Below are 15,626 nucleotides of genomic sequence, written 5' to 3'. Positions count from 1 at the left end.
CTGGACATGACTGCTGAAATCCTGCTTGCGAGCCTGCAGATCTCGACGCCCGAACTGATCCTTGCGGTCGGCGCGCTGGCGCTTCTGATGATCGGCGTCTTCTCGGGTGACCGGTCGGCGCCGACGGTCACCGGCCTTGCCGTGGCAATTCTGATTGCCGCGGGCCTCTGGCTCGTTCTCGTGCCTGTGGAAGGCGAAGCCTGGGGCGGCGTCTTCATCCTTGATTCCTTCAGCCGCTTCATGAAGGTGATCTCGCTCATCGGCTCCATCACCGCCATGGTGATGACGGTCGGCAATGCGCGCTCGGAACAGCTTGACCGCTTCGAATTCCCGGTCCTGCTCGTTTTGGCCACCCTGGGCATGATGCTGCTCATCTCGGCAAACGACCTGATCGCCGTCTATCTCGGCCTCGAGCTGATGTCGCTGGCGCTCTATGTCGTCGCCGCCATCAACCGCGACAGCCTGCGCTCCTCGGAAGCGGGCCTTAAATATTTCGTCCTCGGCGCGCTGTCCTCGGGCATGCTGCTCTACGGCATGTCGCTGATCTACGGCTTCACCGGCAATACCGGCCTCGATAACATTGCTGCCGTGCTGACCGCTGAAACCCGTTCGCTCGGCGTTGTATTCGGCCTCGTCTTCATGCTGGCAGGCCTTGCCTTCAAGATCTCGGCCGTGCCCTTCCACATGTGGACGCCGGATGTTTACGAAGGTGCGCCGACGCCTGTGACGGCCTTCTTCGCCTCGGGCCCCAAGGTTGCCGCCATGGCGGTGCTGGTGCGCGTCGTCACCGAAGCCTTCATGCCGATCTTCCATGACTGGCAGCAGGTCATCGTGTTCATCTCGATCGCCTCCATGCTGCTCGGCTCCTTTGCCGCCATCGGCCAGAAGAACATCAAGCGCCTGATGGCCTATTCCTCCATCGGCCACATGGGCTATGCGCTGGTTGGTCTGGCGTCGGGCACCGAAACCGGCATTTCCGGCGTCGCCCTCTACATGCTCATCTACATGGTCATGACGCTCGGCACCTTTGCCTGCATCATGTCGATGCGCCGCAAGGATGGTGGTGCTGTCGAAAACATCGACGATCTGGCGGGCCTGTCGTCCACCAATCCCTTCATGGCGCTCGTCATGACGGCGCTGATGTTCTCGCTCGCTGGTATTCCGCCCTTCGCCGGCTTCTGGGCCAAGTGGTTCGTCATCCTGCCCGCCATTGAAGCCAAGCTCTACATGCTGGCCATCATCGGCGTTCTGGCCTCGGTTGTTGGCGCCTACTACTATATCCGCGTCATCAAGGTGATGTGGTTCGATGCCGCCACCGGCGAGTTCGGCCGCACGGCCGGCGAACTGCGGCTGGTCTTCGGCCTGTCGGGCCTCTTCGTGACCGGCTATGTCCTCTTCGGTGGACCGGTCGGCACAGCAGCCACGGCTGCGGCAAGGGCCTTCTTTTGATGACGACAAGGCGAGGGAGCCGTTACTCCCTCGATACCTTCCGCCACGAGCCGCTGGGCGAGGTTACGTCGACCAATACCGAATGCCTGGAGCGCGCCAGGCAGGGTGACCCGGGCAATCTCTGGGTCACCGCAACGCGCCAGACGGCAGGCCGCGGCCGCCGCGGCCGCTCCTGGTCCTCCGAGACCGGCAATCTATACGCCTCGCTTCTCCTGATCGATCCCGCCCCGCCCGAACAGCTGGCGTCCCTGCCGCTTGCCGTCGCACTCGCCGTTCACGGCGCGCTGCGCTCGGTGCTGCCGGAAGGGGCCGAGGCGCTGCAGATCAAGTGGCCGAACGACGTACTGATCGGCCGCAAGAAGACCTGCGGCATTCTCCTCGAAGGCGAGGGGCTCTCGGATGGCCGTCGGGCGCTGGTCGCCGGCATCGGCATCAACATGCGCCACCGGCCGGCCGATGCGCCCTATGGCGTCACCTCTCTCGAGGAGCAGGGCGCCCATCTTCTGCCCGAGGAACTGTTCTCCCATCTCTACCGCGAGATGACCGAGGTTCTAAACCTCTGGGACGAGGGGCGGGCGGTGGATCAGGTCACGGCCCGCTGGCGCGGTGTCGCCTGTGGTATCGGGGAACCGATTCGCGTCAATTTGCCGGATCGTTCCATTGAGGGGCGTTTTGCCGGTATCGATGATCGGGGACTTCTGCTACTCGATACTGGAAACACCACGATGCCGATTGCGGCCGGCGATGTCTTTTTCCTTTGAATTCGAAATGAGTATGTGAATGGCCAAACAGGACGAACTGGTTTTTCTGCCGCTGGGCGGAGTGGGCGAGATCGGCATGAATCTCGCGCTCTATGGCTATGGGCCAGCCTCCCAGCGCCAGTGGATCATGGTCGACTGCGGTGTCACCTTTGCGGGGCTCGATCTGCCCGGCGTCGATCTCGTGCTGCCCGATATCCGCTTTCTCGAAAAGCAGCGCGACCGCCTGAAGGGCATCATCATCACCCACGCCCATGAAGACCATTATGGCGCGCTGAACGATCTGTGGCCGGGCCTCAACGTGCCGGTCTATGCCTCGCGCTTCACCGCCGGCATGCTGGAAGCCAAGCGCGATTACGAAGGCTCGCGCGCCGAGATCCCGATCACGCTGTTTAATGCCGGAGACCGCATCAATGTCGGTCCCTTCGAGGTGGAGGCCATCGGCGTCAATCACTCGATCCCCGAACCGATGTCGCTGGTCATCCGCACGCCGCTCGGCAATGTCGTCCACACCGGCGACTGGAAGATCGACGCTGATCCGTCGCTCGGCCCGCTCACCGACGAGGCGCGCTTCCGTGCCGTGGGGGACGAGGGCGTGCTGGCGATGATGTGCGACAGCACCAATGCCATGCGCGAAGGTGTCTCGCCGTCGGAGCAGGAAGTGTCGGAGGGCCTGCGCCAGATCATCGAGAACGCCGAAGGGCGCGTGGCGATCACCACTTTCTCGTCGAATGTCGGGCGCATCCGCTCGATTGCCCAGGCGGCGGAAGCTGCCGGCCGCGAAGTGCTGCTGCTTGGCTCTTCTCTGAAGCGTGTCGTCGGCGTCGCCCGCGATATCGGCATCATGGAGGGCCTCAAACCCTTCATCGCTGAAGACGAATACGGCTATATCCCGCGCGACAAGGTGGTCATCATCCTGACCGGCAGCCAGGGCGAGGCGCGTGCGGCACTTGCCAAGATTTCCCGCGACGAGATGCGCCATGTGGCGCTGACGGCGGGCGATACGGTGGTGTTTTCCTCGCGCGCTATCCCCGGCAACGAGAAGCCGATCCTTGAAATCATGAACGGCCTCATCGAGCAGGGCGTGAAGATCGTCACGGACCAGCAGGGCCTCGTCCACGTCTCGGGCCACCCGCGCCGCAACGAGCTTTTGCAGATGTATGACTGGGTGCGCCCGGAAGTTCTCGTGCCCGTCCATGGTGAGGCAGCGCATCTGACGGCGCAGACCGAGCTTGCGCTGTCGGCCGGCATCAAGACCGTGCCAAAGGTGCGCAACGGCAACCTGCTGCGCCTTGCCCCGGGCCCGGTGCAGGTCATCGATGACGTGCCGCACGGCCGCGTCTTCAAGGATGGCAAGCTCATCGGCGATATCGACGAAATGGGCATATCCGACCGCAAGAAACTGGCCTATGTTGGCCATGTCTCGGTCAATATCCTGCTCGACGCCAAGTATGATTTCCTCGCCGACCCCGATGTCGAACCCTTCGGCCTGCCGGAATTCGATGACGAGGGCGAGGACATGGCCGACACGCTCTATGATGCCGTGCTGGGTGCCGTCGAAAGCATTCCGCGCAGCCGCCGCAAGGATCTCGCCACGTTGAAGGAGGCCGTGCGCCGCGCCATCCGCTCCACGGCCAACGTCGCCTGGGGCAAGAAGCCGGTGGTCACGGTGTTTGTCAGCAAGGTTTGATACTTTGCCCGTGGCTGAGCTGAAGGACTGCCCGATCTGATCTCCCCGTGTGTGAGGTACCGCACGGAAAAAAGGCCCTCTCTGCCCTGCCGGGCCAACCGGGGTCGAGCCACGGGTCTCGCCCCGTCCTTCGGACCCCCCACAAGGGGGGAGATCAGACGTGGCAGGCGTCTGGCCCTGCATCAGAGGGTGCAGCCGGGTTAAGCCCTCCCCCTTGTGGGGAGGGTTTGGGAGGGGTCTTCGCCCCTATGCTGTTGACTTGACCTTGCAAGGCCAGGGGGCCAGCCTTGGACTGGTCGTACTCCAACGCCTCGACCAAAGGATTGTAGGAAAAACACCATGCTCGGCCGCGTCAATCACATTGCCATCGCCGTCCCGGATCTGGCGGCTGCCACCACCGTCTATCGCGATACGCTGGGCGCTCGCGTCTCGCAGGCACAGGCGCTGCCGGAGCATGGCGTGACCGTCGTCTTTGTCGAGCTCGACAATACCAAGGTGGAGCTCCTGGAACCGCTCGGCGACCAATCCTCGATCGCCGGTTTCATCGCCAAGAACCCAGCCGGCGGCATGCACCATATCTGCTACGAGGTGGCCGACATTCTGGCCGCCCGCGACCAGCTGGTGGCCGCCGGCGCCCGCGTGCTCGGCGATGGAAACCCGAAGATCGGCGCCCATGGCAAGCCGGTGCTCTTCCTGCATCCCAAGGATTTCCTGGGCACGCTGGTGGAACTCGAAGAGGTGTGACCTCACGCAAGGGAAGGCCTCACCCCAAGGTGTGGCCGCATCCGGCGGAGACTGACGCAGCTGTGACACCACGTCCACCCATCCGCTCTTTCGCCGTCTGTGTGCCTCATGCTACAGATCGCCCGGGCAGGAGATTTCAGAAAAATGCAGTTCCTATCGGCCTTCGCAGTCTATTTCGTCATCTGGTGGATCACGCTGTTCGCCATACTGCCGATTGGCCTTCGCACGCAGGGCGATGAGCAGGACGTGGTGCTTGGAACGGTGGAAAGTGCGCCGGCGCGCTTTCGCGGCGGGCGCGTGGTGCTGATGACCACGATTGCCTCGGCGCTCATTTATGGCGCCTGGTATCTGGCTTCGACCTATTTCGGATTTTCGATGAATTCGCTGCCGCGCATCGTTCCCGATTTCGGCCGCACCTGAGAGCGGAAAGCCTGATCTATCACTCGGTCGGGTTTGTGATAATCAAAAAAAAACAAGGCTTTGCAGCCTTGTTTAAATGTCGCGTGATCCTTAACCGTTGCCGGGGCAGCGTGCATGCGCGCCTAAGATCTGATCCTCCCAAGACTTGACCGCGAATGGCAGAAATTTGAACTCCCTGCCTCTTTTATGAGCCGAAGTTAGCTTAACGTTTGGGCTTTGTCACTAGGATTTTTGGCAGTTTTGCTACACTTTGCTAAAATTATTCTGTTGACGAAAATAAATGTCCCCTTGTCACATTCGTGGCGCAATCGGGGCGGCCGACAGCTGAGCTGATTTGATTGGCGGTTGTGGGGTCCCACGATGCGGGTTCCCTTGCAGCCGCGAAACCGCTATGAAGCCAGCCCATTATCATCCAGTCATGCGCCGATTCCTGAAGCCTTTAGGAACGGCCCCAGAACCCGGAACCCGTGATGCGTCTATCCCGCTATTTCATGCCGATCCTGAAGGAAAATCCCAAGGAAGCGGAAATCGTCTCGCACCGCCTGATGCTGCGGGCGGGCATGATCCGCCAGCAGAGCCAGGGCATCTATTCGTGGCTTCCGCTCGGCAAGCGGGTGCTCGACAAGGTCAACAAGATCGTTCGCGAAGAGCAGAACCGCGCCGGCGCCATCGAGCTGTCGATGCCGACGCTGCAATCGGCGGAGCTGTGGCAGGAAAGCGGCCGTTACGACGATTACGGCAAGGAAATGCTGCGCATCAAGGACCGCCAGGAGCGCCCCATGCTCTACGGTCCCACCAACGAGGAAATGATCACCGACATTTTCCGCTCGTCGGTCAAGTCCTACAAGAACCTGCCGCTCAACCTCTACCATATCCAGCTGAAGTTCCGCGACGAGATCCGTCCGCGCTTCGGCACCATGCGCTCGCGCGAATTCCTGATGAAGGATGCCTATTCCTTCGATCTCACCAAGGAAGGCGCGCTGCATTCCTATAACAAAATGTTCGTGGCCTATCTGCGCACCTTCGCCCGCCTTGGCGTGCGCGCCATCCCCATGCGCGCCGACACCGGCCCGATCGGCGGCAATCACAGCCATGAATTCATCATTCTGGCCGATACGGGCGAATCGGAAGTGTTTTCCCACAGAAGTTTCACCGAGTTCGAGATCCCGTCGGAAAACACCGATTTCGACGATGTCGCCGGCCTGCAGGCGATCTTCGACAAATGGACCTCGGTCTATGCCGCCACCTCCGAGATGCACGATGCCGATGCATTTGCCGCCATCCCCGAAGGCGATCGCCTGTCGGCGCGCGGCATCGAAGTGGGCCACATCTTCTATTTCGGCACGAAATATTCCGAGCCGATGGGCGCCAAGGTGCAGGGTCCGGACGGCAAGGAACATCTTGTCCACATGGGATCCTACGGCATTGGCCCGACCCGCCTTGTTCCCGCCATCATCGAAGCCTCGCATGACGAGAACGGAATCATCTGGCCGCAATCGGTTGCCCCGTTCGATGCCATGCTGATCACCATGAAGCCCGGCGACGAAGCCTGCGACCGCGTCTGCGCCGAACTTTATGCCGGCCTCACAAAAGCCGGGCTCGACGTGCTTTACGACGATACGGATGATCGCGCCGGCACGAAGTTCGCAACCGCAGACCTCATCGGTCTGCCGGTGCAGCTGATCGTCGGGCCCCGTTCGGCCGCCACCGGCGAGGTGGAGGTCAAGGACCGCAAGACCGGCGCGCGCGAGACGATGACCGTCGAAGCAGCCCTCAACCGCCTGACGGCGGCCTGAGGCCAGGACGACAACACCGCCTTGAGGCGGGAGCGACAGGAGTGACAATGGCCAAGGCCGCAAAGGTGACCGAAACGGTAAAGCAGGCGGATGTCATTCCCTCCGCCGGGCCCTTTTCGGCTTTTGAGCGCATGGTGGCCTGGCGCTACCTGCGCTCGCGCCGCAAGGAGGCGTTCATTTCCGTCATTGCCGGCTTTTCCTTCGTCGGCATCATGCTGGGGGTCGCCACCCTCATCATCGTCATGGCGGTGATGAACGGCTTTCGCACGGAACTCATCTCCCGCATCCTCGGCATCAATGGCCATATGATCATTCAGCCGATCGATCAGCCGCTCAATGATTATGCCGATCTCGCCAAGCGCTTCTCCGCCATTCCGGGCGTCACCATGGCGCTGCCGCTGGTGGAGGGGCAGGCGCTGGCATCCGGCAAGCAGGGCGCCGGTTCCGGCGCGCTGGTGCGCGGCATCCGATCGGAAGATCTCGAAAAGCTGAAGGAAGTCTCGGGCAATATCCGCTCGGGCGATCTCACCGGCTTTGCCACGGGCGACGGCGTGCTCGTCGGGTCGCGGCTTGCCGCCTCGCTCGGCCTTGCCGCCGGCGACCGCATCACGCTCGTCTCTCCCGAAGGCGATGTGACGCCGATGGGCGTCAGCCCGCGCGTCAAGTCCTATGTCATCTCCGGGATCTTCGAGATCGGCATGTCGGAATATGATGCCTCTATCGTCTATATGCCACTTGCCGAAGCGCAGGCCTATTTCAATGCCGATGGCCTCGTGCAGTCGATCGAGCTGTTCCTCGAGCATCCGGAATCGGTCGATGAGCTGCGTCCCAAGGTCGAGGAGGCGGCCGGACGGCAGATCTTCATCACCGACTGGCGCCAGCGCAACCAGACCTTCTTCTCTGCCCTTCAGGTGGAGCGCAACGTGATGTTCATGATCCTCACCCTGATCGTCTTGGTGGCGGCCCTCAACATCATTTCCGGCCTCATCATGTTGGTGAAGGACAAGGGCAGCGATATCGCCATCCTGCGCACCATGGGCGCCTCTGCCGGTGCCATCATGCGCATCTTCTTCATGACCGGGGCGGCCATCGGCATTGTCGGCACGATTGCCGGCGTGGTGCTCGGCGTGCTCGTCTGCCTCAACATCGAATCGATCCGGCAGTTCTTCTCCTGGATCTCCGGGACGGTGCTGTTTGACCCGGAGCTTTATTTCTTAAGCCAGCTGCCGGCCGAAATGAGCCTTGGCGAAACCGTCACCGTCGTCATCATGGCCCTTGTCCTGTCGTTCATTGCGACCATCTTCCCCGCATGGCGGGCCTCCCGGCTCGATCCGGTGCAGGCGCTGCGTTACGAATAGGATCCCGTTTAAATCCATGGCACGCAAAACAGTTCTGAAGCTCTCCGGCGTCGACCGTCATTATGGTCAGGGCGATACCGTGCTGTCGATCCTGAAGGGGGCGGATTTCGAGCTGCGCGCCGGCGAGATCGTCGCGCTGGTCGCCCCATCAGGCACCGGCAAGTCGACGCTTCTGCATCTGGCCGGCCTGCTCGAACATCCCGATGCAGGCGAAATCTTCATCAATGGCGAAAGCTGCGGCAATCTGCCGGATGAGCGCCGCACGGCGATCCGCCGCGGCGATATCGGCTTCGTCTACCAGTTCCACCATCTACTGCCGGAGTTTTCAGCGCTTGAAAACATCATGATGCCGCAGCTGATCGGCGGGCTTTCGAAAAAGGAAGCGCAGGAGCGGGCTGCCCAGCTCCTCGATTACATGCGCATCGGCCACCGCGCTTCGCACCGTCCGTCGGAACTGTCGGGCGGCGAGCAGCAGCGCGTGGCGATTGCCCGCGCCGTTGCCAATGCGCCGCTGGTGCTTCTGGCCGACGAACCGACCGGCAATCTCGATCCGGAAACCGCATCCTACGTCTTTGATGCGCTGGAGGCGCTGGTGCGCCAATCCGGCCTTGCCGCCCTCATCGCCACCCACAACCACGACCTCGCCGCCCGCATGGACCGCCGTGTCACCATCGATGGCGGCAAGATCGTCGAGTTCTGAGACGGGGCGTTGGGGCTTTGAAGTAAGGCCGTCTCTGGATTTTTGCGGACAAGACCCCCTCTGGCTGCCGCCATCTCCCCCACAAGGGGGGAGACCGCAGGAGGTTGATTACGCAGCCCAGCACCGGCTAGTTGATGTTGCCCTATCGCTAGCCATCGCGAATGGACAGCCACTTTGAGCACAACACGGTTCCCGTTCTGCGGTTCTCCCCCCTTGTGGGGGAGATGGCCGGCAGGCCAGAGAGGGTCTTTATTGCCCCAGCCGCCCAACCTCACCAACTGCCGGAAAGCCCGTTCCCCACCAGCGGAATGCTGCGCTTCACGCCGCCCCGGTCGCTGACGGCAAGCGCCGTTTGCATCTGTTTCGGCGCCTTGCGGAACCATTGCGCGGCGATCGTGGCGAGGTCGCCGATCATCGCCTGGTTGCGCCAGCCGGCAAAACGGGCGGCCGTCGCCTCAGGCTCCGACTGGTAGAAGAAATCGCCGGACTGGTGCAGTTCGTTGATCGAGGCTGCCATGGCGGCAAGCGGCTTCTGGAACATTTTTGACGGTACGGACAGACCGGCCACCCGCTGCGGGAAGGCCGGAGCCATGAAATCGAGCACCCAGCCGTCGGCTTCCACCCAGCAGTGGAAATTCTCGCCCGCGCCGGTCACGAAGCCGTCCTCGCGGTGATCGGCAAACAGCACCACCGTGCCGCCGAGATTATAGGCCGCAAGCCCGCCCTTCGGCGTGGCGCTCACGCCAAAATGCTGCTTCAGGATAAAGGCCCCGAAGGTCGAAAAATACATGGCAGCACTTGCCGGATCGGCATTTTCGTTGATCAGCAGGCTGTTGATGACGCGGTAGATCCGCTGGTAGTCGCTCTGCTTGATCAACATTTTCGGGGCTCGCCTGTTGCGGTTTTATCGGCCCTTGCAGTAGGCGAGGCGGGCCTTGTTGTAAACGGCCGTCTCTGCCTGCCGCCGGGCACAACGGGGATATCCCGACGCCCTGCGTCAATGAGATCAAAGGGTTACGTTTTTCTCGTCCTCGCCCCTCAAACCCTCACCTACAATGTCCTCGTCTCGCAGAGGATACACCAGAAGGCGTTTTGGCGATGCGGGGCCGGCGCGGAGAATGAGGGGGTGACGCAAAACCTCATGCTCCGGGCTCGCGGAAATTGGTCTCCCTCCGGCGATACGGGGGAAATGGCAGGCCCCGGACAGGCTTTGCCGTTTCATCTCCCAGCAAGCGCGCCGGGCGTGTCTGTACGCCACACATGGGGCGGGATATTTTTGGGTTTCATCGCCCGCTGTTCGCTCCCGACTTAGGGGAGTGCGGCGATGGCAAAAACCTAAAAAACTTCCGTCAGGCAGAGGGACCCCACGCGCGCGCAAAAACCGCCGAACAGGGCGCTGAAAGGTGTCAAAAAATTCTACCCCCCATCCGGCAGCTTTCAGCGTCCGGTCCATCTGTCATCCGAAACCGGGGGCGTTCACGCCGCCCGGATAAAACCCGTTGTCCGCCTGCCGGTCGCCGCGAAGGCTGGCATCAGGCGGCACCCGTAAAAGCTGATACATCTTTGAAATATCGCGCTTTGCTTGTTTACAAAATGCTGTTGACAACGAAAACAAAATAAGAACAAATAGAAAACATAACGGAAAGGGAGACACTATCATGACTGATTTCCTCCGCGATGTCGCAGCCTTCGCCTCCATCATGACCTTTGTCGCAAGCCTCGGCATTCTCGTCATGGCGATGTAACCAGAGGTCGTTTTCCGTTGATGGTCTGAAGCTTTGCTGGACTCTTGGACGCCACCGCCCGACAATCGCGCCGATTCAGAAATGCGAGACGGCAGAACATGGCGGACTTGGGCGCAATGACGGAAACGGGCGGGCAGGCGGAGACAACGCCGCAGTTCGTGCATCTGCGGGTGCATTCGGCCTTCTCGCTTCTCGAGGGCGCGCTGCCGCTCAAAAAGATCCTCGGCAAGGCAACCTCTGACAGCCAGCCGGCGATTGCCATTACCGACACCAACAATCTCTTCGTTGCGCTCGAATTTTCCGAAAAGGCGGTTGGAGATGGCATCCAGCCGATCATAGGCTGCCAGGTCTCCATCGACATGGAGGACCAGGGCGACGAAAAGCGCGGTGGGCCGAACCATGGCCTCGTCAAGCTGCCGTCGCTCGTGCTTCTGGCCTCCAATGCCATCGGTTACGAGCGTCTGGTCGATCTCGTCAGCCGCGCTTATCTCGGCGGCGAGGGCGGCAACCAAGCGGTGCATATCCGCCTGTCCTGGCTGGAGGAGGGCGGTGCGGAGGGTATCATTGCGCTCACCGGTTCCGCCTCCGGCCCGATCGATCCGCTGCTGAAGGATGGCCACCGGGCGCAGGCCGAACAGCGGCTGCTGCGCCTGCGCGCCGTCTTCGGCGACAGGCTCTATGTCGAGTTGCAGCGCCACGGCAATTACGACCGCCGCCACGAGCGCAGGCTGCTCGATCTTGCCTATGCCCATGACGTGCCGATCGTTGCCACCAACGAGGCCTTCTTTCCGGCCAAGTCCGATTATGATGCCCATGATGCGCTGATGGCGGTGGCGCACAATGCCATCGTCTCCGATGACAGCCGCTTTCGCCTGACGCCGGACCATTATCTCAAAAGCCGCGCCGAAATGGCAAAGCTGTTTGCTGACCTGCCGGAAGCGCTCGACAACACGATCGAGATCGCCCGTCGCTGTTCCTTTGTGCTGAAGACGCGAAAGCCGATCCTGCCGCGCTTTACCGGCGCCACCGATGATGCCGAAGAGGCAGAACGTGCCGAATCGTCGGAGCTGCGCCGCCAGTCCATCGAAGGTCTCGAAAACCGGTTGAAGGCGCTTGGCATGGCGCCGGGCTATACGGAGGAGCAATATCGTGAGCGGCTCGATTTCGAGCTGTCGGTCATCGAGCGGATGAAGTTTCCCGGTTACTTCCTGATCGTGTCCGACTTCATCAAGTGGGCAAAGCAGCACGATATTCCCGTCGGGCCGGGCCGCGGCTCGGGTGCCGGCTCGCTCGTTGCCTACGCGCTCACCATCACCGATGTCGATCCGCTGCGCTTCTCGCTGCTCTTCGAACGCTTCCTCAATCCGGAACGCGTGTCGATGCCCGACTTCGACATCGACTTCTGCCAGGATCGCCGCGAAGAGGTGATCCGTTACGTGCAGCAGAAGTATGGACGCGAGCAGGTGGCGCAGATCATCACGTTTGGATCGCTGCAGGCCCGCGCGGCGCTGCGCGACGTCGGTCGCGTGCTCGAAATGCCCTATGGCCAGGTCGACAAGATCTGCAAGCTCGTGCCCAACAACCCGGCCAATCCGACGCCGCTGTCGAAGGCGATCGAGGAGGAGCCGAAGCTGCAGGAGGAGGCAGACCGCGAGCCGGTCGTTGCCCGTCTTCTCGATATCGCCCAGAAGATCGAGGGGCTTTACCGCCACGCTTCCACCCACGCCGCCGGTATCGTGATCGGTGACCGTCCGCTGTCGAAACTGGTGCCGATGTACCGCGATCCGCGCTCGGACATGCCGGTCACGCAGTTCAACATGAAATGGGTCGAGCAGGCCGGCCTCGTCAAATTCGACTTTCTCGGCCTTAAGACGCTGACGGTGTTGAAGACGGCGGTGGATTTCGTTGCCAAGCGCAACATCCACGTCGATCTCGCCACCATCCCGCTCGACGACCAAAAGACCTACGAGATGCTGTCGCGCGGTGAAACCATCGGCGTGTTCCAGGTGGAAAGTGTCGGCATGCGCAAGGCGCTGCTCGGCATGAAGCCGGACTGCATCGAGGACATCATTGCGCTGGTCGCGCTCTATCGGCCCGGCCCGATGGAAAACATTCCGACCTACAACGCCCGCAAGCACGGCGAGGAAGAGATCGAATCGGTTCATCCGACGATCGATTATCTCCTGAAGGAAACGCAGGGCGTCATCGTCTACCAGGAACAGGTGATGCAGATCGCCCAGGTCCTGTCCGGCTATTCGCTTGGCGAAGCCGATCTTCTGCGCCGCGCCATGGGCAAGAAGATCAAGGCGGAGATGGACCAGCAGAGCGAGCGCTTCATCGATGGCGCCGTCAAGAACGGCGTGTCGAAGCCGCAGGCGAAGAACATTTTCGAGCTTCTGGCAAAATTCGCCAATTACGGCTTCAACAAATCGCACGCGGCCGCCTACGCCATCGTCTCCTACCAGACGGCCTACATGAAGGCGCATTATCCGGTCGAGTTTCTGGCCGCATCGATGACCTACGATATGGCCAACACGGAAAAGCTCAACGATTTCCGTCAGGATGCGGCGCGTCTCGGTATCAAGGTCGTGCCGCCCTCCATCCAGACCTCGTTTCGCATGTTCGAGACGGGCGACAATTGCATCTTCTATTCGCTGAACGCCATCAAGGGGGTCGGCGAATCGGCGGTCGAGCACATCGTGGCCGTGCGCGGCGACAAACCCTTCGAGAGCATCGAGGATTTCTGCCTGCGCATCGATCCGAAGCAGGTGAACCGCCGCGTGCTGGAAAGCCTCATCTATGCCGGCGCCTTCGACTGCTTTGGCCGCGACCGCGCCGAACTGATCGGCGGCATGGAGCGCGTCATGGGCTATGCGCAGCGGGCGGCTGAAAACAAGACCAGCGGCCAGTCCGACATGTTCGGCTCGGGCGGTGGCAGCGCTTCGCCGGAGCGGTTGAGCCTGCCCGCCTTCAATCCGTGGCTGCCGTCTGAAAAGCTGATGCGCGAATATCAGGTGCTCGGCTTTTACCTCTCGGCGCATCCGCTCGACAGCTACAATGACGTGCTCGCCAAGATGCGGGTACAGAACTTTGCCGAGTTTTCCGCCGCCGTCAAAGCCGGTGCCAATGCCGGGCGCCTTGCCGGCACCGTCACCGGCAAGCAGGAGCGCAAGACCCGCACCGGCAACAAGATGGGCATCGTCACCTTCTCCGATGCCACCGGCCAGTTCGAGGCGGTGCTGTTTTCCGAGGCGCTTGCCCAGTACCGCGACCTTCTGGAACCCGGCAAATCGCTGGTGATCACCGTGCAGGCCGACGAGCGGCCGGAAGGCATCGGCCTTCGCATCCAGACGGCGCAGTCGCTCGAGGAAAAGTCGGTGCAGATGCAGAAGGCGCTTCGGGTCTATGTGCGCGATTCCGGCCCACTCAAAACAGTCGCCCGCCACCTCAATGCCCGTGGCGACGGGCTTGTCTCCTTCGTCGTCATCAAGGAAGACGGGCGACGCGAGATCGAGGTGGAACTCACCGAAAAATACCGCATCTCGCCGGAAATTGCCGCCGCCCTGCGCGCCGCCCCCGGCGTGCTGGATGTCGAACTGGTCTGATCGCGGTCCCTTGGTCCGGGCGGGCCTGTCCCTGTCAGGCCCGCGGGCCGCGATGGGTGAGGGTGATGAAATCCGTGCCGGCTGTCGTCTCGATGCCGGTGCCGGTATCGGTGATCGTCAGCGACGTGCCGGTCGACATCGTGGTGCTGATTTTCATCCGCACATCTTCGGGAATGCTGATCCGGTCGAGCACGGCGCTCAAGGCACCCGGTCCCTCAGGCGCCGCTTGCATGATGGCAAGCCGCTTGCGGTCGGCGTCGGAGAGATCGTTTTGCAGCGAAAGACCGCGCCACTCCGCATCGCCCTTGTCGCGGTCGATGCCGATGACGCTCAGAAAATGCGTACCGAGCGCCCGCTCGGGATCCTTGAAGGCCACCGGTTCGGAGAGAATGTCCTGAAAACCCTGGCGCACCAGGATCTGCCCGGCGGGCGGCGGGGTGCGGCCGGCCGAGGCATAGAGGGCGGCGAGAAGATCGGGGGTCAGCTGCGACCCCTTGAGCGGCAGCGCCTTCCAGCGCTTGAAACCGGCAAGCGCACTGCGCGTCGCACTCCCCATGATGCCATCGGCGGCACCGGCATCAAAACCAAGTTCGCTCAGCATGTCCTGCACGTCGCGCACCGTATCCTTCACGTCGCGCCGGGTAATCAGAATGCGCAAAGGGGCCGGTTCGCTCGCGGCGGCAGCCTGCGGGGCCTTGCCGGCCTGCGGTGGCGTCACGGTCTTCTCCGGAGCCCCTGATACGACGGGGACCGGCGCGGGCGGCATGTTCATCGCCACCTGAACCTCGCCCGCACCGCCATGGGCGGCGGACGAACGCAGGGACACGTCCGACAGCAGTTCGTCGGGCGGTGCTTCCGCGAGCGGCGAAAACAGCGCGGCATGGCGCACCGGCTGCGGCGCAACGGCGCTGTCGCTGATGATCACATGTACGCCGCGGGTTGTCATGCGGTACAGCTGCCTTGCAAATTCCGCCGGCATCCGCACGCAGCCATGCGAAGCGGGATAGCGCGGCACGCTGCTTGATTCGTGCAGCGCAATGCCCGACCAGGTCAGCCGCTGCATCCACGGCATCGGCGCTGCCGAATAGATATTGGATTCGTGGTACTTGCGCTTCTCGAGCACGGAAAAGATGCCCGTCGGCGTGTCATGGCCCGGCTTGCCGGTAGAAACATTCGAACGCGCCACGATCCGGTCGCCGTCATAGACCGTCAGCTGCTGGCTGTCGGTCGACACGATAATCTGCAGGGTGCGGGCTTCCTCGGCCGCCGTGGTCGGAAGGGCTGTCCCCGACACCAGCACAAGCGCCAGCGTGGCAGATCTCAACATGGCAAACCTCATAACGCAGTAAACAGGCAGCCAG

General features: G+C 62.1%; 12 protein-coding genes. 9 read left to right on the top strand and 3 right to left on the bottom strand.

Annotation, left to right across the window (positions count from 1 at the left end; genetic code table 11):
- Positions 1-6: 6 nt before the first annotated feature.
- From nuoN to J2858_RS00660, 8 genes are all read left to right on the top strand, one after another.
- On the top strand, positions 7-1,449 hold the full coding sequence (gene nuoN, locus J2858_RS00695) for an NADH-quinone oxidoreductase subunit NuoN (protein WP_210102842.1): 1,443 nt from the start codon (positions 7-9) through the stop codon (positions 1,447-1,449).
- Entirely contained in the window at positions 1,449-2,210 is a 762-nt protein-coding gene (locus J2858_RS00690; RefSeq protein WP_210102841.1) for a biotin--[acetyl-CoA-carboxylase] ligase, read from the top strand. Before nuoN ends, J2858_RS00690 begins: the two co-directional genes overlap by 1 nt.
- A 19-nt stretch (positions 2,211-2,229) precedes the next feature.
- Complete coding sequence (locus tag J2858_RS00685) at positions 2,230-3,897, top strand: ribonuclease J (RefSeq protein ID WP_210102840.1); 1,668 nt, start codon at positions 2,230-2,232, stop codon at positions 3,895-3,897.
- Between the two features lie 339 nt (positions 3,898-4,236).
- On the top strand, positions 4,237-4,641 hold the full coding sequence (gene mce / locus J2858_RS00680; RefSeq protein ID WP_210102839.1) for a methylmalonyl-CoA epimerase: 405 nt from the start codon (positions 4,237-4,239) through the stop codon (positions 4,639-4,641).
- A 144-nt stretch (positions 4,642-4,785) separates the two neighbouring features.
- Positions 4,786-5,061, top strand: a complete 276-nt coding sequence (locus J2858_RS00675) for a DUF1467 family protein (protein WP_210102838.1) — start codon at positions 4,786-4,788, stop codon at positions 5,059-5,061.
- 470 nt (positions 5,062-5,531) lie between these two features.
- On the top strand, positions 5,532-6,857 hold the full coding sequence (gene proS / locus J2858_RS00670; protein WP_210102837.1) for a proline--tRNA ligase: 1,326 nt from the start codon (positions 5,532-5,534) through the stop codon (positions 6,855-6,857).
- A 47-nt stretch (positions 6,858-6,904) separates the two neighbouring features.
- Entirely contained in the window at positions 6,905-8,215 is a 1,311-nt protein-coding gene (locus tag J2858_RS00665) for a lipoprotein-releasing ABC transporter permease subunit (RefSeq protein WP_210102836.1), read from the top strand.
- Between the two features lie 16 nt (positions 8,216-8,231).
- Positions 8,232-8,915: an ABC transporter ATP-binding protein gene (locus tag J2858_RS00660; protein ID WP_210102835.1), complete on the top strand. Its 684-nt coding sequence runs from the start codon at positions 8,232-8,234 to the stop codon at positions 8,913-8,915.
- Between the two features lie 271 nt (positions 8,916-9,186).
- Here the strand turns inward: J2858_RS00660 and J2858_RS00655 are convergent, their stop codons facing one another.
- A complete protein-coding gene (locus tag J2858_RS00655; RefSeq protein WP_210102834.1) occupies positions 9,187-9,795 on the bottom strand; it encodes a DUF2026 family protein in 609 nt (202 codons plus the stop codon).
- A 576-nt stretch (positions 9,796-10,371) separates the two neighbouring features.
- The gene (locus J2858_RS00650; protein WP_210102833.1) at positions 10,372-10,575 is read right to left on the bottom strand and encodes a hypothetical protein; all 204 of its coding nucleotides are present in this window, start codon (positions 10,573-10,575) and stop codon (positions 10,372-10,374) included.
- A 183-nt stretch (positions 10,576-10,758) separates the two neighbouring features.
- On the opposite strand from J2858_RS00650, the gene dnaE reads away from it, so the two are divergent.
- Entirely contained in the window at positions 10,759-14,265 is a 3,507-nt protein-coding gene (gene dnaE, locus J2858_RS00645; protein ID WP_432443223.1) for a DNA polymerase III subunit alpha, read from the top strand.
- 34 nt (positions 14,266-14,299) lie between these two features.
- Here the strand turns inward: dnaE and J2858_RS00640 are convergent, their stop codons facing one another.
- Positions 14,300-15,592, bottom strand: coding sequence for a L,D-transpeptidase family protein (locus J2858_RS00640; protein ID WP_210102832.1), 1,293 nt, complete (start codon positions 15,590-15,592; stop codon positions 14,300-14,302).
- Positions 15,593-15,626 lie beyond the last annotated feature (34 nt).

Origin of the sequence: Neorhizobium galegae, assembly GCF_017877135.1 — a bacterium.
GTDB classification, from domain to species: domain Bacteria; phylum Pseudomonadota; class Alphaproteobacteria; order Rhizobiales; family Rhizobiaceae; genus Neorhizobium; species Neorhizobium galegae_A.
The sequence above is the reverse complement of the archived record's forward strand: the minus strand, read 5'-3'. Positions and strand labels throughout refer to the sequence as shown.

Bases quoted from the DNA above. Each gene is read 5' to 3' on its own strand.
- nuoN (WP_210102842.1), top strand. From the start codon at position 7: ATGACTGCTGAAATCCTGCTTGCGAGCCTGCAGATCTCGACGCCCGAA.
- J2858_RS00690 (WP_210102841.1), top strand. From the start codon at position 1,449: ATGACGACAAGGCGAGGGAGCCGTTACTCCCTCGATACCTTCCGCCAC.
- J2858_RS00685 (WP_210102840.1), top strand. From the start codon at position 2,230: ATGGCCAAACAGGACGAACTGGTTTTTCTGCCGCTGGGCGGAGTGGGC.
- mce (WP_210102839.1), top strand. From the start codon at position 4,237: ATGCTCGGCCGCGTCAATCACATTGCCATCGCCGTCCCGGATCTGGCG.
- J2858_RS00675 (WP_210102838.1), top strand. From the start codon at position 4,786: ATGCAGTTCCTATCGGCCTTCGCAGTCTATTTCGTCATCTGGTGGATC.
- proS (WP_210102837.1), top strand. From the start codon at position 5,532: ATGCGTCTATCCCGCTATTTCATGCCGATCCTGAAGGAAAATCCCAAG.
- J2858_RS00665 (WP_210102836.1), top strand. From the start codon at position 6,905: ATGGCCAAGGCCGCAAAGGTGACCGAAACGGTAAAGCAGGCGGATGTC.
- J2858_RS00660 (WP_210102835.1), top strand. From the start codon at position 8,232: ATGGCACGCAAAACAGTTCTGAAGCTCTCCGGCGTCGACCGTCATTAT.
- J2858_RS00655 (WP_210102834.1), bottom strand. From the start codon at position 9,795: ATGTTGATCAAGCAGAGCGACTACCAGCGGATCTACCGCGTCATCAAC.
- J2858_RS00650 (WP_210102833.1), bottom strand. From the start codon at position 10,575: ATGATAGTGTCTCCCTTTCCGTTATGTTTTCTATTTGTTCTTATTTTG.
- dnaE (WP_432443223.1), top strand. From the start codon at position 10,759: ATGGCGGACTTGGGCGCAATGACGGAAACGGGCGGGCAGGCGGAGACA.
- J2858_RS00640 (WP_210102832.1), bottom strand. From the start codon at position 15,592: ATGTTGAGATCTGCCACGCTGGCGCTTGTGCTGGTGTCGGGGACAGCC.